We start from the raw sequence: 19299 nt of genomic DNA, 5'->3' as shown, positions 1-19299 counted from the left end.
GACGATATGAACTTTAATAAACGACTTATTATTCAGTTTATCATGCAACACGTATTTGTTTTAGTTACATTACTGATTGCTGTAGTAGCGGCTTTCACGTATTTAATTTTTCTTGTTACGAGTACTTCATACGAACCGAATATTCCAGATGCTGATAATTTTATGATTTCAAGATATATCTCTTCAGAAGATGGCGATATTTCGTTAAAAGCTGAAGTAAAAGACTTAATTAAAGAAAAAAATGATTGGATTCAAGTTGTAGAGGAAAATGGAAAAGTTCTCTATCACTTTAATACGCCGAGTGACGTACCGACATCTTATACGAAAACATTTTTATTCTCGTATATACAGAATCATATAGAAAGCCCTTATACATTTACATATTGGGAAATTGAACTAGAAGAAAAGAACGTACTTGTTATATACGGCGGTATGTTAAAAAGCAATGTATTACTGAAAACAATCCAGAAAGAGCACCCGTCTGTATCTACGGATTCGTTCACATTAACAGAAGAAGAAAAACAGTTACTTTCTAAAGAAAAAGCAGCACTTCAAATCTTTAATAGTGATGGCGAAGAAGTATTCTCCTATCCAGATGGAAAGAAAAAAACGTTTTCTGTCATACAAGCTGCTCTTAGCGAAAAGGAACCGTGGAATCATAAAGAAAACACGTCTAGCTTTTACGACACAAATAGCAATCATCTTCTTGTTGTAACTGCCAAAAATGAGTACTACTATCCAGATGATGAAATAGACGATGTATTTACTAAAAAGTTTCTAATCGGATGCGGATTAATCCTTCTTATCGTATTTGTTTATTTAGTCATTCTTTCTATTTGGTACGGTAATAAATTTGGAAAACCGTTACTCCATGCGATGCGCTGGCTTAAAAACATCGCTGGTGGAAAGTACGAAGAACCTGTTAGTAAAAAAGGGAAACCTGTCAGGTTCCGGCAATCTGGTAAAGAAAAATGGTCATTCCGCTTATTTAGTGATGTGACAAATTCACTAGAGCACCTTTCTATTACACTCAAAAAAAATGATGCGATGAGGCAAGTACTGCAGCAAACACGTGAAGAATGGATTACCGGTCTAACGCACGATTTAAAAACGCCACTTAGCTCTATTTATGGCTACGCATTATTACTAGAATCAAAGCAGTACAACTGGACTGATCGTGACATTCAACAATTCGGCAGCGTTATGAAAGAGAAATCGCAATATATGACGACATTAATTGATGACTTAAGCTTAACGTATCAATTAAAAAATAACAGTCTTCCTGCGCAGCACGTAAACATTGAAATGAATCAATTCGTTCAAAAAGTATTATTACAATTTATTAATAACCCAACACTTCAAAATCAAAATATTGAATTCGTACCAAGCTCAAACAAAATTCAATATTTCATTGAAGAAAAATGGTTCCAGCGTATTATCGAAAACTTACTCGTAAACGCTGTAAAACATAATAATGAAACGACAAACGTCATCGTAAAACTTTCGCAAAACGCTACTTCATTTACACTATCTATTTCAGATAATGGAAAAGGAATGGATGATAAAACGAAAGAGCTTCTATTTGAGCGATATTACAGAGGAACAAATACAGAAGAAAGCAACATCGGAACTGGACTTGGCCTCGCTATTACAAAACAGCTCGTTCATGCTCATAACGGAACAATTTCTATTGACAGCGAACTCGGAAAAGGTACGACAATTATACTTGTGTTTCCATTTCATTCGTAGGAAAGGCGCTATCTGGCGTCTTTTCTTTTTTCTTTTCTAGGAGAATTCAACGGTAAATGAAATTATGTTACTCGCCTTTTATTCTTGCTTATTGCGATAGTTCAGCGGTACACGAAATTATATCAGCGATTTTTTGAATATATCGGCGTAACTCAAAATATATCAGCGATTTTCAAGATATATCGATTTGTCGACAAAAACCAACAATACCAGTCTACTCCTACTATACAAAGTAAAAATAAAACTATTAACAAATACATTTCTAAACTGTTATACTATAAATAGAAGTATAAACTAACTAAGTTTTGCATAAAATGAAGTAGACGAGGTGCTTCCAACACCCCGTCACTGCAACTAATTACCGCAAGGTGGAAGGTTGCAACTAAAGCTTATTTGCGCTTAGAAGACTTCCCACGCTTCGCAGGCAGACGGGTGGTCTTCTTTTTGCGCCTTTTTGTCGTTAATTTCTTAAATCCCATAACTATACCTTCTCTAGCTATAGTTTTTGTGATTTCCAACAAAATTTGCAAAAGAAATTCCATACGATTACACCTCCTTTCTCCACAAAATGAAGAAAGGGCATAACCTTCCACCCGCAATATTTAATTGCTACTTTATTTTATCATTTTTAAATGTATTACAGATGAGGCAATACAAATTTAACAATCCACTCGTAAAAATAACCTTTCACAACTCACTATGAAAGGTCATCTCCATATTTTAGCTATTTCCCTACAAACACAAACACATTCTAATTTTTGAACCCCTTTCCTTTTCCCTCTTTATAAAAAAGCGAACCATCTCCCAATGATTCGCTCTTATCCTATTATTTCTTCTTCACTGGTATCCAAAGTTCAATTTGAGCGAACTCACTTTTATCTGCATGGGAACGCTCATCGTATAGTTCAAATTCATTAACGCCACAATGTTCGTATCCTGAATGCGGGAACCATTCTGAGAATACTGCATTCCACGTTTGGTGAATAGACGATACCATTTCTTCATGAGGAACTTTCGGCGTTGTAAATACAGCATATGTCGCTGCTGGGAAAGTACGCTTCGCAACTTCATTTGGCACATTTTCAAACCCTGTAACTTCCATTCCAATTATATAAGTGAAGTCCCCTGTTTCTAAATTAAAATCAGTACATAATCCAAGCTCTACCCATTGGCTCGTATCTTTACGATTCGGAATCGTCGTTCCAAGGTCTTTTTGTAAATATTCTTGCCAAAATGCTGGGATGTCTTGATGGTTTTTCCCTTCTTTACTTGTCGTCTTCAGTTCATAACCCGCCATTAAAAATTCTGGTTTATTTACAATACGATATTCCATTTGTATGCCTCCTAAATACGGATTTAATTTTCTTTGTTTTACATTTACGCTGTAATACATCGGCGTTTCAATTTCTTGTTTTCGATATTCACTCGGTGTCATTTGAAATATTTTTTTAAAGGCTCTCGTGAACGTTTCGTGAGATTGAAAGCCATGCTCAAATGCGATATCAATAACTTTTTCATCCGTATGAGAAAGTTGATAAGCTGCCCGGGCTAACCTCCTCTTTCGAACATACTCCATTACTGTATCACCTACTAACGCCTGAAATACACGATGAAAATGCGACTCAGAAAAACCTGCAATGCGTGCTAAATTACGCAGCGTCTGTTTTTCCATTACATCTTCCTCAATATAATCAATTGACCTTTGAATTTGTGTTTCATAGCTTTCCATCTCTGTTCACCCGCCTTATATGTATTATGATAAAAGAGAATCCTATCCAATTCTTGACGTTTTTTACTATATTTTTAAAAACAAATGTAACTTTTTTATATGTATTTCGTTGTTATGTATGAAGGGAGGGAAATGTAGTGAAACGCAAACAATCATTAGAAGACATTTACTCCAAGCATATGCAAGATTCACTTTATTTCGCTATCTTCTCTCCCTAACCGGAGATTCCCACTATGCGGAAGATCTCATGCAAGAAACCTTTTACCGAATGCTCGTCCATATTGACTATTATAAAGGAGAAGAAATTAGACCGTGGTTATTTACAATTGCCTACAACGCCTTTATTGATTGGTATCGAAAAGAAAAAAGATATAAAACAACGACAGTTGAAGAATTCCATTTACCGAACATACCAAGTACAGAGCACTCTTATTTCGTAAAACATGAAATTGCTAGTTGGTTAGACAGTTTATCTTCTCTTCCCCTTGAAAGACGAAATGTGCTACTACTACGAGATTACTACGGATTCTCGTATAAGGAAATAGCAGAAATGACCGGTCTCTCACTAGCGAAAGTAAAAATCGAATTATACAGGGGACGAAAAGAAACGAAAAGCATAAAGGAGTGATCAGGATGGGTTGTACAGAGTTTAAAAAACTATGGGGGAAGTACGAAAACGGAACGCTCACGCATGATGAACAAGTGCAATTAGAAAGTCATATTGAAACATGTGAAAAGTGTGAAGCTTACTTAGATGAGTTACTTTCGAAGAGTGAACCGATAAAGAAAAGACTACCACCACAAAATTTTAAAATCCCGTTTTGGAAAATAAAATGGAAACAGCGTTGGCAAACCGTTAGTTTTGTCCTCGCTGTTTGTATAGCAATCTATTTTGTTGGTCATTTTGCATCTTCCTTTTACTTCTATTCGAATAATATGAAAAACTTTTCTGAAGTAAATGAGATTCCAGCACTCGCACTAGAAGCGACAATGCCAAATAGTCGTTCCACTGGAGGAAGTACGAAGGTTAAACCCTTTTTCCGTACAGAAAATGAAATGAATTTAGTTAAAACTGTCGGCAAAGAAGAATTTCCAATTGGTACAGTAACAATGAGTAGTTTCTTATCATCTGTAACTGCCACAAATCAATCTTGGGCAAACAGAGCCTATTCAAAAAAAGTTTCCTTTGTTCATCCCAAAATCAAGGAAGAAGCTTCTTTGAAAGAATCATCTAAAAAATTTTGGGATACACTTGGAAAGATACATGAGGGGACTGTTGCAGAAGTAGCGATATCCTTCGATAAAGTTTACACTTTACAAGAAGTAGAATCCATTCTATATAGCGCATTTGAAGCACAAGAAATGCCGCCAATTCCTGTATGGTACGCTTTAGACACAGGACAAGAAAGAATAAATGAAGAAAATTTTCTCTTGCATAGCGGAGAAATTATCGGATTTCGAGAACATATAAATCTTCCTGAAGATGAAACAAAAAAACTACACACAAAAGAAGATGAAGTAATCGAAATGATGCGTATTCTTTCGATAAATAAAGAAACTGTAAGTAAAACGACTTGGATTCCTGAAAAAGTGCTGAATTTAGATAAGCGCTATCAGTATGTAAAAAATAACGGCGTCAAAGTATACGGCATGGTCATTACTGGCCCGTCGAAAGAGTTATTAAAATTACAAAACTCGCCGCACGTTCGTTATGCGACTCTTGGAGATATTGAGATTTGGAATTGGTTTGATTATTAATGAGAAAAAGGAGAGCATCTAGGAGTGATGCTCTCCTTTTTAATCCGAAATCACTTTCACATACATCCCTCTCACCGCTTTTTCATAAGCAATTTCGCTCATCTGTCTTATTTTTTCCGACACAGCAGACGATGGAACAACTTCACCTTCACGAAATAATGGAGGATCAATGAGACGGACTTTATTTTTCTGATACAAATCATAATCGTTTCTATCTTCTTTTACGTTTACATTCGGATGAACTTTGCTTAATAAAGCATGTACTTCTGGATCATTACATTGCTGCAATTTCGAAATAAGCTCATCATCTTCAAGAAGAAAGTCATCTGCATGAATAATCCTTTTATGAAGAGCTAACTTTAGCGTTTTCGCTAACATGTCGTTTCCGTAAATATTCATTGGCTTCATAAAGAAATCAATTACTTCTTTGTAATACGTTTCTGTAAACCATTCTGCCATTTCGACACTTTGAAGAACCATTTTCCCATCTACAGCAATGACATCCTCTAAAAAACTGTGAACTTCTTCTAAAGAAACATACCCATATGTATACATATCTCGTAACGTATAATCCACTCGGTCTGCACATAATTCTGGTGCTGACCTTTCGAGTAACGTCCATTTCGAATCATCTAATAAAATATCTTCATAGTTATAACCATACTTCGAAAGAATCGCTGGAATTTCTGAGTTTTTCACGACAGAACTAAATATCTCTTCATGATAACTTTTATTTCTATTATCAAAAACATAATCAATTACATGAGAAAAGGCAGTATGTGATACGTCATGCAGTAAACCTGCAATTTGTTCTTCAACTGAACCACCGAGTTTTTTCACTAATAACATAACACCAACTGAATGATCAAAGCGTGTTACATTCCAGTTCTCATTTAGTAAGTAGCTTGCGCCATTTTGATGAATACCTTTTAGTCTTTGCACAGGATTGCTTACAATTAATTCTTCTACTACTCGATCCACTTTAAACTCACCGTAAATAACATCTGATATAACCACTTATAATCCCCCTTTATTTCAGCAGCGTCTTCTAATCGTACCTTTTTTATAAAATCGATATCAATATAAATTATAAATCTAAATATATTGATACATAATTACAAATGTTATATATTATACATGTCTGTTATTTCTTTTAATTCATTTATTTTTATTGAGCGCTCCTTATGTGGAGCCCTTTTTTTATTGAAAAAATAGAGAGCAATTCGCTCTCTATTTTATACACCTATTCAAACGTAACTTCCACCTGCACAATCTCAGATCTACTTCCCAGTCTTAATGGTGGTCCCCAGAATCCGAAACCAGAAGAAACAATCGCGTGGAATGCACCTTTTTGTGCGTATCCCCAGTCTAATTCGTACATTCTTCTCGTTACAATATGATTCGGCGCCATTTGTCCGCGGTGCGTGTGGCCGGATAGTAGTAAATCGACGCCAGCCTCCGCTGCTTGTTTCAACTCGAATGGTTGATGATCCATTGCAATAACAGGCATGGATTTATCTACCGTACTCGTTAGATTTTCAAAGCTTTGGCGATCTCGCTCTGTTTTATCTCTTCTTCCGACGAGGTAAAATTGATCTTCAATTGTAATCACTTCATCTAACAGAATACGAATATCAATCTTATCCATCTCTTGTAAAAATTCAGGAACCGCTCGTCCGTAATATTCGTGGTTTCCTAACACACCATATACGCCTAATGGAGCTTTCATTTGCTTCATAATTGGTCCCATATTTTTTTGAATGAACACACCTGGATGATCATCAATAATATCACCTGGCAGTAAAATAATATCAGGCTCCATCTCATTTACATGGCGGACAAGTCTTTTTAAATGCGAAACACCAGATAATTTACCGAAATGCATATCAGAAGCCATCGCGATGCGTAAGCTTTTACGTCCCTCTACTTTTTTTGGTATGTGCACCTCGTACTTTCTAACTACTGGGCTATATGCGTTGAATACTCCATATGCAAAAATAAAGATAAATGCAAGTAACACGGCCGTTCCTGTCCAAATAATTGCCGCTTCTTTCTCCACTGAAAACTGTAAAAGAAAGACCGTAATATTTGCTAACGGCAACAGCATAAGCGCATATTGTATGACCGCAAACCAAATTGAGCCTATCGTTCGTAGAAATGGCAAGAACTTAAACACTTGCACGAGAATGTACGCATATGAAATAAATCCGACTACGAAAGCGTAATATCCCCAAGATTCCCAGCCAAACACCGCATGAAGCCAAACCCAACCGTTCCAGCCGATGTAAAACATGAGTAGTGTGTATACAATTAACATAGTAAATATATTGAAATAACGAAGATTTTTCACAGTCAGCCTCCTTCTTGATTTCTTCTATTATATCTTGTTATGCACGTTTAACGTAAATATTAAGCACAGCAATCTTCACAATAAAAACCTCTAACCGCTAGATGCAAATCTAACAATTAGAGGTGCAATTCAAAACAAAATTACTTTTACAGATTTTCTTTATAGAAACTTGTAATCCTCTTGCATAAAAACGGACATTTCTCTTCGTAACTGATATATATAAAACCACCCTTACTTTATTATAAATTTAAACTTGTGAGAGTTAATACTCACGTGTATATTTACAATAAAACGAGCAACCACTTGTTTCAATGACCATATTTACGCATTTGGGTGATAATACACACATAACGAAATATATGTATCAATAACGGAGGAACATCATATGGAGAAAATCGATAGAAGAATTATAAAATCACAAAACGCCATTCAATCCGCATTTATTGAAATGTTAATTGAAGATGGCTTTGACGAAATTACAGTAAAAAACATTACAGAAAAAGCGAACATCGGAAGAAAAACTTTTTACTTACACTATCTAGATAAGTACAATTTATTAGATAAAATTGTCGACGACCATTTAAATCAATTAAGAGAAATATGCGATATAAAACAAACAAAAGGCTATATAGAAGGAACTGTCATATGGTTTGAATACTTCAAAGAACATAAACCATTTTTCGCATCGTTATTTAGAAGCAACAGCACATTATCATTTCAGAAAAAAATCCTAACGTTCATCATGGGTGAACTAGAAAAAAAATTAAACACAAATACGTCAGTAAATAAAAACATTGATACACACATCGTTTTAAAATTTTTAGGAACAGCTGTCATGGGCATTTTGGAATCTTACGTGTTGGATGAAATTGATAATGATGTTGAGTACGTTGCGACGCAAGTTGGGGAATTGATGAGGAGGAATATATAACAATGCAAAAAGGAAAATTTGGAGTTCAAATTTTCCTTTTTTATTTATGCTAAATCTAGTATACGTTTTAATTTATTTCTTCAACTTATCTGCCTTCGCAATAAATTGCGCTGCTTCCGCACGGCTTACCGCTTTATCTGGAGCCCAGCCATTATCTGTTCCAACTGAAATGTTTTCTTGGATTAAAATATTGGCATACTTCGCACCCCAATGATTGTTTAAGTCAGCAAATTCTTTTGGTAGTTTCATATTTTCATTTCTTTCTAATTTATATGCATTTACTAGCATAGAAGCTATTGATGCACGGTTAATTAACCCGCTCGGATTAAAGTTACCCTTCTCATCACCTTTTACAATACCTGCTTTTTCAACAGCAGCAATATATGGAGTTGCCCAGTGGTTTTGTGCATCAGGGAATGATGGCTTCGCATCTTTATTAATTTCTAAACCTAAAATAGTTGCTAATATTTTTGCAGCTGAACTACGATCGATATTTTCAGCCGGAGCAAATGTACCGTCTGGCTTACCGTGCACTGCTTCTTTATCTACTAAATATTGAACTGACTCTTGTGCCCAAGTCGGGACATCTGAGAATTTAGGTTTCTGTTCAATTGCACTTGCATCGATTTCAAACTGTAGTTGATATTTATGATTATATTTAATTGCTGGAATTAATATATGCATTTGCATATTATATTTTTTCGAGAACTCACCGATTTCAAATTGAACAACTTTCGTGCCATTATTCGCTTTATCTTCGGAGATTACTTTTACATCATGGAATGTCCCTATTTTATTTGGATCTTCTACTCTAAGATACTGAAAATAGCTACTATCTTGAACTGTTAATGTAACGATTTTTTTATCACCTTGAATGGTTACTTTTGGATTTTTTAAATATGTAGACGCAACTGATGTATCATTCGTTTGATCTTTATAAGTCTTTAAAATAACGTCATACGTGCCATCCGCTAGTTTGCTATTTGCTTTCATTTCTACTGCCGCTTCTGCTTTCGCAATCGGTGCCATAATACCACTGAATGGAACTGCTAAAGTTGCTGCTATAACGAACGCATTAACATATTTTTTCTTAATCATTATCAATACGACATCTCCTTTTATATGAATATACCCAACATAACTATCATATTGATAATGATTATCAATGTCAAATAAAATTAATAATACTATTTCCTACATAAGTACGCCTTTCGCTCATTTTTAAACAGTAAATAATGTGCCGTATGAACTTTCCGTTCTAAATAATCGATAGAATACGAGCTTGATGGATCAACTAAATCACCTATCGCACCTGAAAGATGATCGATTACTTGCTGCAAAATTTCTAAGTTTTTCTTCTCACTTTCCGCGTTCATTTCATCCATAATGTCACAAATCAGGTATTGAACTCTCCGTAAACGTAATTCCTTTTGCTCCACGTATATTTCCTCCTTGTTAGTCATATTACGTTTTAAATATATGGGGTTATAGCTTAGCCAATTCTAAAAAGTACAAAGGCAACCATCTTCATAAAGATGGTTGCCCCCCATTTTTAAACTTGCATCGCTTTCTCTTTTAACGCTCTTCTTAACAATTTACCTGTCGTATTCTTTGGTAATTCTGTTAAAAACTCGATACTCTTTGGTACTTTATATTTTGCTAAATGTAATGTGCAATAATGCATAAGTTCCTCTTCTGTTACGTTAGCTTGTTTCAAGACGACGTATGCTCGTACTGCTTCTCCTAAGTTTTCATCAGGAACGCCAATTACGACAACTTCTGCTACGGATTCGTGTGTATACAATACTTCCTCTACTTCACGAGGGTATACGTTATAACCGCCAACTAGGACGATATCTTTTTTACGATCAACGATATAGAAGTAACCTTCTTCATCCATTTTCGCTAAGTCTCCTGTATACAGCCAGCCGTCTTTCAATGTCGCTGCTGTATCTTCCGGTGCGTTATAATATCCTTTCATAACGTTAGGCCCGCGAACAATTAATTCACCGACTGCACCGACAGGTACTTCTTCCCCAAGTTCGTTCACAATTTTGTTTTCTACATGCCAAATATTTGTACCGATTGATCCTGGTTTACGCGGACGATCTAGCGGGTTAAAACAAGTAACTGGTGATGCTTCTGATAAACCGTATCCTTCTGAAACAATAACGTCAAAACGTTTTTCGAAGTTTTGCAGAAGAGCAACAGGCATTGACGCACCACCTGAAATACAAAGGCGAAGTGTCTTCACATCTTCCGCGCTCGCTTCTTCGAATAAATATAAATAATTGTACATTGTCGGTACACCAGCAAAAATCGTTGGTTCGTACGTGCGACAAATACGGAATACTTCTTTCGGGCTAAATTTCGGTAACATTAAAATGGTTGCCCCGTTCACAATCGGTGCATTTACCGCCACTGTTAAGCAGAACACGTGGAACATTGGCAGTGCCGCAACGACGCGATCATCAGCAGTAAATTGTAAATAAGACGCCACATCGTTCGCATTACTATATAGATTTTTATGTGTTAACATAGCGCCTTTCGGTTTTCCAGTTGTGCCCGAAGTGTATAGAATAACCGCTACATCTTCCTCATATAGTTCCGGGCCTTCATAAGTTAAATCTCCAGCCCCTATCATTGTCGTAAACGTTTTCATTTTTTCGGTTTCTGTATAGTTAAAATCTGATGAGGTTTCGCATATGATGATGTTTTCAAGTGAAGGAAGTCTAGTTGTAAGAGATTGTATAACAGGTAGAAGGACGTCGAGTACGATGATTGTTTTTACATCTCCATTTTGTAAAATATAATGCATTTCATCTGCTGTATAAATTGGATTAACTGGAATGACAGTTGCTCCAGTCTTCATTGTTCCGTATAAACCGACCAAAAAATGTGGTGAATTTCCAACAACTAATGCGACATTGTCCCCTTTTCCAATGCCCATTTCTGCTAAATTGCTAGAAAACCTTGTGACCATTTTGTTTAATTGGTCATATGAGACCGACTGATCCATAAATATATAAGCCGGTTTATCCCCCTTCTTTTTCGCCGTTTCAGCCAAAGATTGAACGAGATTCACACAAACCCCACCTTTATAAAATTTAGAATATTTAAAAATTCTAAATTAATTATATTAAAAGAAAATTAAAGTAGCAAGTGATATTCCATTAACTGCATATACAAGGATCACCTCCTGTTGATTCACTTTAGAAAAATAAGGGAATTCTATTCGCCTACACATTATGAAACTAAGGCTAAAATCATTTCAGGATAATATGCACTCATCTTTTCACTAAGTTTTTCTAGTTCCTTTTTATTCAAGCTCGTATGCTCCCCATACAAGTTGATTGCATCCGCTCCGTGTTCATGAAAAAACAATGTTACATATAATGTCGGTAACCCGGTATTGGCCTCATCTATTGACAAGACAAGATCTGGCGTTTTATTCATCGTACTAAAAGCTTCATTTCTTTTCCATTTCTTATTTTGAAACATAGTTTGTATATCAGCTATCTTTCGTTTATTATCCGTATTCGTAAAGTATATAACATTATCCTTCCCTGGCTTTCCAATCGTTAAAAGTGTGCGACTTGAGGAAGTTTCATCGTTACAAGCTGTCATTCCGATGACGAAGCTGAGCAGTAATGCAACGTACATTAGCCTTCTCATTTCAATCCGCCTCCTTTTGAATATATATATTCCTTTATGAGAGGCAAATGTCCTGTGATTTTATGATGAGTGAAATTATATCGGCGATTTTTAAAATATATCGACTTACCGATAAAACGTGACAATCTACGCAAAAATAAAGAGGCTGCCCGTTACGGCAGCCTCCCTTATTTTTAGAAGAATAAATGTAAGAAATCTTCTGTTGTAATATTACCGAAGTAGCGTTTAATATCTACGCCTTCTAAAGCTGCAGTGAATGCATCTTTATCAAATTGTACGCCTGTTAGACGCTCTTCAATGTCATGGACATCTAGTGAACCGAAGAAGTCACCGTAAATTTTACATTCTGTTACTGTTCCTTTTTTCACTTCAAGACGAACGTCAACTTGTCCAACTGGGAAGCGGTGTGAATGTTGTAAGTTGAACTTCGGAGATTTTCCGTAGTTCCAGTCCCAATTTTGGTAACGTTCTTCAGAAAGTTTATGGATCTCTTTCCAATCATTTTCTGTTAATTCGTACGTCGGAATTTCTGTTTCCCCTTCGAAAATTGTTTCTAGAAGAAGTTGTCTAAACTCTTCTGTCGTCATTTTTTCGTTTAAGAACTCTGTAATGTTCGCAACACGGCTACGGATTGATTTGATTCCTTTTGATTGGATCTTATCCATTTTTACTTTTAACGCTGATACGACGTGATCGATTTCAGAGTCAAATAGTAACGTACCGTGACTGAACATACGACCTTTCGTTGAGAACTGCGCGTTACCTGAAATTTTTCTGCCTTCAGCTAAAATGTCGTTACGACCACTTAGTTCTGCATTTACGCCTAATTTACCAAGCGCTTTCGTTACAGGTTCTGTAAATTTTTTGAAGTTGCTGAAACTGTCTCCATCATCTTTCGTAATAAAGCTGAAGTTTAAGTTTCCTAAATCATGATATACTGCACCTCCACCTGATAGACGACGAACGACATGAATTCCTTGTTCTTTTACGTAATCTGCATTAATTTCTTCTACTGTGTTTTGGTTTTTACCAATGATAATGGAAGGTTCGTTAATGTAGAACAGTAAATATGTTTCGTTAATATCTAAATTCTTCACACAATATTCTTCAATTGCTAAGTTTATTCTAGGATCTGTAATCCCTTTATTATCAATAAATAACATCGTATCACCTCATGAGTTCCAAATGTAACCACTATGCGCTAGCGTAATATGGCCACTGAAAATTTGTTTTGCTTCTGTTACTAAATCAGATGTGTTTCCTGTATGCGGTAAGTGCGTTAATAAAAGTTCTTTTACATTCGCATCTTTCGCAATACTTGCCACTTCTGTACTATTCATATGCCCTGCTTTTGCAGCCTCTTGATGTGCATACATATTACACTCACAAATGAAAAGATTAGCATCTTTTGTGAATGGAATGAATTCAGGAATATAACTTGAATCAGCGCTATATACTACAGCGTCACTACCAGCTGTAATACGCATCGCAAAGCATGTAACAGGATGAACAGTTTTTAAGAATGAAATCGAGAACGGTCCAATTTGAAGTGTTTCTTCTGGATTGTACGCGATTCCTTTCGTATGTGGTTCATGCGTTAAAGAATGGAATCCATTCTCGTCAAACGTATGACCGTATATTGGTAATTCCGGTAGTTGTCCCTTTGTCGCACTTGTAATTAATCTCGCATATTGCAATACCCCAATGTCTGCAACATGATCGTGATGATAGTGTGACAGTACAACTGCATCTATATCAGATGGTGTTATATATTTTTGAAGCTGTGCTAGTACACCACTACCACAGTCTACAAGTAAACGAAAACCATCGTGTTCAAACAAATACCCCGACGTTGCTTCTCCCGCTTCTGGAAAGCCGCCCCAAAAGCCGACAACAGTCATTTTCATATGTATCCATCCTTTCTAAAACCGAGTAGGAATGCATGTTTCACTTACATTCTACATTGTTAACTATAATCCATTTCCTAAACTTTTTCATTATTTTTCACTTTTGTTATAAAACAGTTATTGACTTTTGTTTTTTGTACTAATACAATGATAGTAAGAAATGGAAATGGAGGGATTAACATGATCGATCAACCAATGGAGTTTTTCAGAAATTTACCGACGAAAACTTGTGCACATTGCGGGAAAGAAATTGATGAGCAGCACGAAGCATACCATAACAAATGTGACGATTGCGTTCACGAAGAATAGTAGTTTGTGAACATAAAAAAACCTAGCAGACATAGTCTACTAGGCTAATAACATCGTATCCTTCTTCATCGTCGAACCTTTCACCAAGAGCTCCAGTTCAAACTCATACAATTCTTTTTTTCGATAATTTTTCGTATGGATTTTATCCATCATCAGGTCGACAACTTTTCGGGCCATCTCATCGATTGGCTGTTCAATTGTCGTAATACCTGGCTCTGTAATCTGTGATAAAATTTGATTATCAAAACCGATAACAGCGAGATCATCTGGAATGCTCCAGTCATGGCGTTTCGCCTCTGAAATAATTCCAGCTGCAACCTCGTCGCCTCCTGCCAAAATCGCGGTAGGATTTTTTTTGTCCTTTAATACTTCATGGAATATTCTCTTTCCATCATCCCAAGAGAAAGCGTTTTCAAGAAAATCGATCGCTTCTACTTGGCGGCTCTTCTCAGTTATTGCACGTAAAAAGCCCATTTTTCGCTGCTGGCTAACCACTTTGGTTTCGTTACCACGGCAAAAAATAAGATTACGATATCCTTGTTCTAACACATGCTTAGCAGCTATGTATGCTCCTTGCGCATGATCAAACTTCACTGTTGGAACATTTGCTTCCTCAATATATTCATTACATAACACGATTGGACCGTGCTGTAAGTATGGCTCTACATCTTCCCAAGGATTTTCTAGTGAACATAGAATAATCCCATCTACTTGTTTCGTAGATAATAATTGTAAATACTCCATCTCTTTTTCCGGTAAATATCTTGTTTGACAAATAATCAGTTTATATTTATGTTCAGAAGCAGCAATCTCGATTGCTTCAATAAATCTACTGAAGAAAGGATTTGTAATCCTTGGAACTAGCACCGCAATTGTTTCCGTCTTTTGTTTACGAAGCCTTCTCGCCGCAGAATTAGGAACGAAACCTAAATGCTTCATTGCTAATTGAACCCTTTTTTTCTTCTCATCTGAAACATATGGATGATTATTAATCACCCTAGAAACCGTTGTCCTTGATAACCCCGCTAATTTCGCCACGTCCTCTATAGTCGACACGAAATCCTCCCCCTTTGCATGAAAACGTTTTCTTAAACTGATTATATAGTATATTATTGGAAACTGCAATATGGGTTGTTATGATTTTACTATATTAATATTATACATAGGAAAAAGTCTGTTAATGGGAGGAGAGTTTATACTACTTTTAGAAGTTTATAGTAGGCATATTCATAAAAGATAAAGGGGAATTTTCATGAATCGGACAGATCGTTTGTTAGCTATATTAATTGAATTACAAAGAAGACAAACTGTTACAGCACAAAGCTTAGCCGAAAAATTCGAAACAAGTATAAGAACTATTTATCGAGATATGGATGCACTTAATGAATCGGGTGTTCCTATTTTTTCAATGCCTGGCCAAGGTTATTCATTAATGGATGGTTATTTCTTACCACCTATTCAGCTTACACCTGAAGAGGCTGTTACTCTTTTACTAGGCGGTGATTATATCGAGAAAACTTTCACTTCTTCTTTTTCTGTACATGCAAAATCGGCAAAAGAGAAACTTGAGGTTGTCCTCCCTACTGATCAAAAAAAGAAAGCCCAGGAATTACGGGGAACTTTTCGTTTCCTTTCTCCTATATTTTCACACAAACAATCTGAACAAGAAAAACTTGAAAAACAACTTATCCTGTTGCAAGAATCTATCCAAAAAGAACAGGCTATCTCTTTTTCTTATCGTAAACCAAGAGAAACTACAAAAATAAAACGGACCGTTCATCCTTACGGCTTAGTCAATATTTCTGGAATTTGGTACGTCGTTGCCCATTGTTTACTTCGAAAACAAATACGTAATTTCCGCTTAAATCGAATGGAGGAATTACAGCGAGAACAAGAATTCTTTACAAAACCCGAAGACTTTTCTTTGCAAGAATATCAGCCTGAAAGCAACCGTACTGTGATGATTCATTTATTATTCCCAGCCCATATTGCACATAAAATTATTGAATCACGATACTTCTTTATAGATTCATACGAGCATAGAGAAAATGGTTTTCACGTCTTTTTGAAATCAAGAAACATAGACGAAGTATTTCAATGGGTATTAAGCTGGGGAAGCCAAGTGCAAGTACTTGAACCAAACGTTCTATCTGAGAAAATCCGTGATGAAGCAAAGAAAATGTTAAAACTTTAATTGTTGCATTTCACTACTGACATAATGTTGTCAGCATTACTTCTTTATAGTAGGGAGTAACAAATACATTTTCATAAAAAAGGGTAAGTGATATGAAGAAATTTGAAGAGTTAGCAACGTACTACATAGAGGAATTAGAAAAGTACTCTATAGAACAATTTAGGATGAAGCCTTCTCATGAGGAATGGTCTCTCGGTCAAATGTATAATCACTTAATTTCAGCTACACGCATGCAGTTAGATGCAATCGCAAAATGCAGAACTGAAGCGCCTTCTGTAACTAACAGGAAAACAGATATGGGAGAAAAGGTATATATGATGGGAGCTTTCCCAGACATAAAAATCAAATTACCAGATCATCCTGGATATACGCCTGAAAACCCAGCTAATAAAGAAGACGTACAGAAACAGCTTCTAGAATTAATTACAATTGTAAAAAAAATAGAGCCAACACTTCCTTCTATTCCAAATGATTGTAAGGTACAGCACCCTGGGCTTGGTTACTTACATGCAGCAGAATGGTTCCAGCTTATTTCTATGCATTTTGCACATCATCTGCGCCAGAAAGAGCGACTGGAACTTAAAGTTTACTAAATGTAAACATTTCCACTAAAAAGAGACTGCCAATATGCAATAATACATATCGGGAGTCTCTTTAGTTTTGATATAATATCTTTAAATCTATATAAAAGGAATATATAAAATGAATCCAATCTTAACAGCTGCAAAACAACTATTACATAAAGAAGAAAAAATTTTATCAACTTTAAATTGTTCACTTACCGGCTACATTATTACACATAATGTCCCGTATCCTGGTATGCTACTGGCTACTAATAGAAGACTCCTCTTTTATAAACAATCTAAAAATACATTAATCGCTGAATTCGAGTATAAAAAAATTGAATCCATAGAAACGAAGCGAAGAATTTTTGATAAAAAAATAATATTTTATTATGAAGATGAATATATACGAGTGGGATACATTACAAGTTCAAATGTTGAAGAGTTCCTAGACTTACTTCAAAGAAAATGTAAGACTAGCACGGACTTATAATCAGCAGGGATTCCCCCTGCTGATTCATTATTTTAACTCCTCCCACTTCGTCCAAACTTCTCTCCCGTTTATATGGTACATATTATCCTCTCGATCCATAAATCCGTGCACAATAAACTCACGTCTAATCGTACAGAAATCATCGTGATATTGTTTTATAAATGTATTAATTTCTTTTTCCGTATATTGATTTTCAGCGTTTAACTTGCTAATTAAATGCTCCAACAATACTAGTTTTTTCTTCTTTTGACCTGGAATCGATTTTAGGCGGTCCTCTTTATCGAAAAAGTTACGAATCGTCGTATCACGAAATTTCATTTCACTTTCAGTCATTTTGTTGTCCTCCATCGGTTTTTATGCCATAAAATTTATCGTTTGTCTTTACTATCCTTCTTCATTCTTTTACTTATAACATCCATAAGGTAATACCCGCTAATTAGCACATAGTAAACTAAAAGTATTCCTAGTGCATCTTTCATATTTATATATTTTTCTTTATGAAACAAGATAGGTGAAAGGGCGTAAACAAGAAAGATGATTAGCGGATTTAAGATAAAATAATAAGTAAGATTTCCTTTCATCATATCAACTCCTCTATTATAGTTTTTCTCTGTAAATTGTTGTAAATCCTTTTCTCTCGTCTCTATAGCTTTTAAAAAGGTTTATATATAAACTACAGAAAAGATACCCTACATTAAAATAAAAAAGCACCGAAAAGGTGCTTTTTTCTATGCTTCAATCGATTGGTTTTCCGCAATATTTCTAAATTGTCGTTTGTGCATCCAAGTTAAGGATGCGATTGTTCCAAGTGATAATACCACGATGAAAATCATGAGTATTCCTACGTTTTGCCACATGAAGTTAAAGTCTCCACTTGATACGACTGCTTTCAATCCTGATACAGAGTATGTCATCGGTAACCAAGCATTGAATGGTTGTAAAAACTTCGGAATCAATTCTAGTGGGAATGTCCCAGCACTTGTTGTAAGCTGAATGATTAATGTGATGATGGCGATGAAACGCCCTGCATCACCGAATGCTGTTACTAAACATTGAATTAATGCGATAAACGCTAAACTTGTAACGATGCTAAAGAGTATAAAATACGGAATACTTTGTACTTCTACACCTAATCCGAATAGTAATATAATATCTGCTACTATCGCTTGAATAATACCGACTGATAGTAAAACACCGAACTTACTAATAAACCAACTAAATCCTGATTTTGGAACGCCAACTGTATCACGTAATGGATATACGATTGATAATAATAATGCCCCAACAAATAAACCGAGTGATAAGAAATACGGTGTAAATCCAGTTCCGTAGTTAGGAACTTCCGCCATTTTCTCCGTCTTCACTTTTACAGGACTTGCAAACATATCATACGTTTTATCCGTCCCTTTTACTTCACCAGTTTTCTCTGCTCCTTCGCCAAGTTTCTCAGCAAGTTCACCTGAACCATCGTTTACTTTTACGAGACCATCTGTTACTTTTCCTGATCCGTCTGCTAGTTTATTTACGCCGTCGATTAGCTGGGTTGAACCTGTTGACATTTTATTTAGACCACCATTTAGAGTACCTAAGCCAGTTGTTACTTGATTAGATCCATCTGCTAATTGATTTACTCCACCTGCC

The 19299-nt window shown here is 35.7% G+C and carries 21 protein-coding genes and 1 pseudogene; 8 read left to right on the top strand and 14 right to left on the bottom strand.

What is annotated here, in order from left to right; translation table 11 throughout:
• The first annotated feature begins 6 nt into the window (after positions 1 to 6).
• On the top strand, positions 7 to 1749 hold the full coding sequence (locus GFJ36_RS05045) for a sensor histidine kinase (RefSeq protein ID WP_088062415.1): 1743 nt from the start codon (positions 7 to 9) through the stop codon (positions 1747 to 1749).
• Between the two features lie 389 nt (positions 1750 to 2138).
• Here GFJ36_RS05045 and GFJ36_RS29005 read toward each other — a convergent pair whose 3' ends face one another.
• Both GFJ36_RS29005 and GFJ36_RS05040 read right to left on the bottom strand, forming a co-directional pair.
• Positions 2139 to 2291, bottom strand: coding sequence for a hypothetical protein (locus GFJ36_RS29005; RefSeq protein WP_046956985.1), 153 nt, complete (start codon positions 2289 to 2291; stop codon positions 2139 to 2141).
• 284 nt (positions 2292 to 2575) lie between these two features.
• Positions 2576 to 3478, bottom strand: a complete 903-nt coding sequence (locus tag GFJ36_RS05040; RefSeq protein WP_071721586.1) for an AraC family transcriptional regulator — start codon at positions 3476 to 3478, stop codon at positions 2576 to 2578.
• Positions 3479 to 3615: 137 nt separating this feature from the next.
• Here GFJ36_RS05040 and GFJ36_RS05035 point away from each other — a divergent pair.
• A pseudogene (locus GFJ36_RS05035) lies at positions 3616 to 4106 on the top strand (RNA polymerase sigma factor).
• Between the two features lie 5 nt (positions 4107 to 4111).
• Positions 4112 to 5236 (top strand): anti-sigma factor, encoded by a 1125-nt coding sequence (locus GFJ36_RS05030; protein ID WP_157349509.1) that lies wholly within the window; start codon positions 4112 to 4114, stop codon positions 5234 to 5236.
• Positions 5237 to 5275: 39 nt separating this feature from the next.
• Here GFJ36_RS05030 and GFJ36_RS05025 read toward each other — a convergent pair whose 3' ends face one another.
• Together GFJ36_RS05025 and GFJ36_RS05020 are read right to left on the bottom strand one after the other, a co-directional pair.
• Positions 5276 to 6253 (bottom strand): HD domain-containing protein, encoded by a 978-nt coding sequence (locus GFJ36_RS05025; protein WP_088062411.1) that lies wholly within the window; start codon positions 6251 to 6253, stop codon positions 5276 to 5278.
• Between the two features lie 226 nt (positions 6254 to 6479).
• Positions 6480 to 7586, bottom strand: coding sequence for a metallophosphoesterase (locus tag GFJ36_RS05020; protein WP_088062409.1), 1107 nt, complete (start codon positions 7584 to 7586; stop codon positions 6480 to 6482).
• Between the two features lie 385 nt (positions 7587 to 7971).
• Between GFJ36_RS05020 and GFJ36_RS05015 the strand changes: the two genes are divergently transcribed.
• Entirely contained in the window at positions 7972 to 8517 is a 546-nt protein-coding gene (locus tag GFJ36_RS05015; protein WP_088062407.1) for a TetR/AcrR family transcriptional regulator, read from the top strand.
• A 72-nt stretch (positions 8518 to 8589) separates the two neighbouring features.
• Here GFJ36_RS05015 and GFJ36_RS05010 read toward each other — a convergent pair whose 3' ends face one another.
• The 6 genes from GFJ36_RS05010 to GFJ36_RS04985 form a co-directional block, all read right to left on the bottom strand.
• The gene (locus GFJ36_RS05010) at positions 8590 to 9615 is read right to left on the bottom strand and encodes an S-layer homology domain-containing protein (protein ID WP_157349511.1); all 1026 of its coding nucleotides are present in this window, start codon (positions 9613 to 9615) and stop codon (positions 8590 to 8592) included.
• Positions 9616 to 9704: 89 nt separating this feature from the next.
• Positions 9705 to 9956, bottom strand: coding sequence for a hypothetical protein (locus GFJ36_RS05005; protein ID WP_000435468.1), 252 nt, complete (start codon positions 9954 to 9956; stop codon positions 9705 to 9707).
• Between the two features lie 113 nt (positions 9957 to 10069).
• Positions 10070 to 11602 (bottom strand): fatty acid--CoA ligase family protein, encoded by a 1533-nt coding sequence (locus GFJ36_RS05000; protein ID WP_087984689.1) that lies wholly within the window; start codon positions 11600 to 11602, stop codon positions 10070 to 10072.
• A 161-nt stretch (positions 11603 to 11763) separates the two neighbouring features.
• Entirely contained in the window at positions 11764 to 12192 is a 429-nt protein-coding gene (locus GFJ36_RS04995; RefSeq protein ID WP_088062401.1) for a hypothetical protein, read from the bottom strand.
• A gap of 173 nt (positions 12193 to 12365) precedes the next feature.
• The gene (gene lplA, locus GFJ36_RS04990) at positions 12366 to 13355 is read right to left on the bottom strand and encodes a lipoate--protein ligase (RefSeq protein ID WP_088608394.1); all 990 of its coding nucleotides are present in this window, start codon (positions 13353 to 13355) and stop codon (positions 12366 to 12368) included.
• Positions 13356 to 13364: 9 nt separating this feature from the next.
• Complete coding sequence (locus GFJ36_RS04985; RefSeq protein ID WP_088608395.1) at positions 13365 to 14099, bottom strand: MBL fold metallo-hydrolase; 735 nt, start codon at positions 14097 to 14099, stop codon at positions 13365 to 13367.
• A 180-nt stretch (positions 14100 to 14279) separates the two neighbouring features.
• On the opposite strand from GFJ36_RS04985, the gene yhfH reads away from it, so the two are divergent.
• Positions 14280 to 14408: a protein YhfH gene (gene yhfH, locus GFJ36_RS04980; RefSeq protein WP_000567010.1), complete on the top strand. Its 129-nt coding sequence runs from the start codon at positions 14280 to 14282 to the stop codon at positions 14406 to 14408.
• Positions 14409 to 14447: 39 nt separating this feature from the next.
• Here the strand turns inward: yhfH and GFJ36_RS04975 are convergent, their stop codons facing one another.
• Positions 14448 to 15464, bottom strand: coding sequence for a LacI family DNA-binding transcriptional regulator (locus GFJ36_RS04975; RefSeq protein WP_088062396.1), 1017 nt, complete (start codon positions 15462 to 15464; stop codon positions 14448 to 14450).
• A 196-nt stretch (positions 15465 to 15660) separates the two neighbouring features.
• On the opposite strand from GFJ36_RS04975, the gene GFJ36_RS04970 reads away from it, so the two are divergent.
• From GFJ36_RS04970 to GFJ36_RS04960, 3 genes are all read left to right on the top strand, one after another.
• On the top strand, positions 15661 to 16602 hold the full coding sequence (locus GFJ36_RS04970) for a helix-turn-helix transcriptional regulator (RefSeq protein WP_088608396.1): 942 nt from the start codon (positions 15661 to 15663) through the stop codon (positions 16600 to 16602).
• Positions 16603 to 16694: 92 nt separating this feature from the next.
• Positions 16695 to 17195, top strand: coding sequence for a DinB family protein (locus GFJ36_RS04965; protein ID WP_097890493.1), 501 nt, complete (start codon positions 16695 to 16697; stop codon positions 17193 to 17195).
• 109 nt (positions 17196 to 17304) lie between these two features.
• Positions 17305 to 17658: a PH domain-containing protein gene (locus GFJ36_RS04960; protein WP_088121588.1), complete on the top strand. Its 354-nt coding sequence runs from the start codon at positions 17305 to 17307 to the stop codon at positions 17656 to 17658.
• Positions 17659 to 17685: 27 nt separating this feature from the next.
• Here the strand turns inward: GFJ36_RS04960 and GFJ36_RS04955 are convergent, their stop codons facing one another.
• The 3 genes from GFJ36_RS04955 to GFJ36_RS04945 form a co-directional block, all read right to left on the bottom strand.
• Positions 17686 to 17991, bottom strand: a complete 306-nt coding sequence (locus GFJ36_RS04955) for a DUF2087 domain-containing protein (RefSeq protein ID WP_000140288.1) — start codon at positions 17989 to 17991, stop codon at positions 17686 to 17688.
• Between the two features lie 35 nt (positions 17992 to 18026).
• Complete coding sequence (locus GFJ36_RS04950) at positions 18027 to 18239, bottom strand: hypothetical protein (RefSeq protein ID WP_141542787.1); 213 nt, start codon at positions 18237 to 18239, stop codon at positions 18027 to 18029.
• Between the two features lie 147 nt (positions 18240 to 18386).
• Positions 18387 to 19299: YhgE/Pip family protein (locus GFJ36_RS04945; protein WP_157349508.1), on the bottom strand; the 913-nt coding region annotated here is incomplete at its 5' end.

The sequence above is a fragment of the Bacillus sp. EE-W1 genome, from assembly GCF_009760835.1.
GTDB classification, from domain to species: Bacteria; Bacillota; Bacilli; order Bacillales; family Bacillaceae_G; genus Bacillus_A; species Bacillus_A wiedmannii.
Note: the sequence above shows the minus strand (reverse complement) of the source record. Positions and strands in the feature narration are given on the sequence as shown.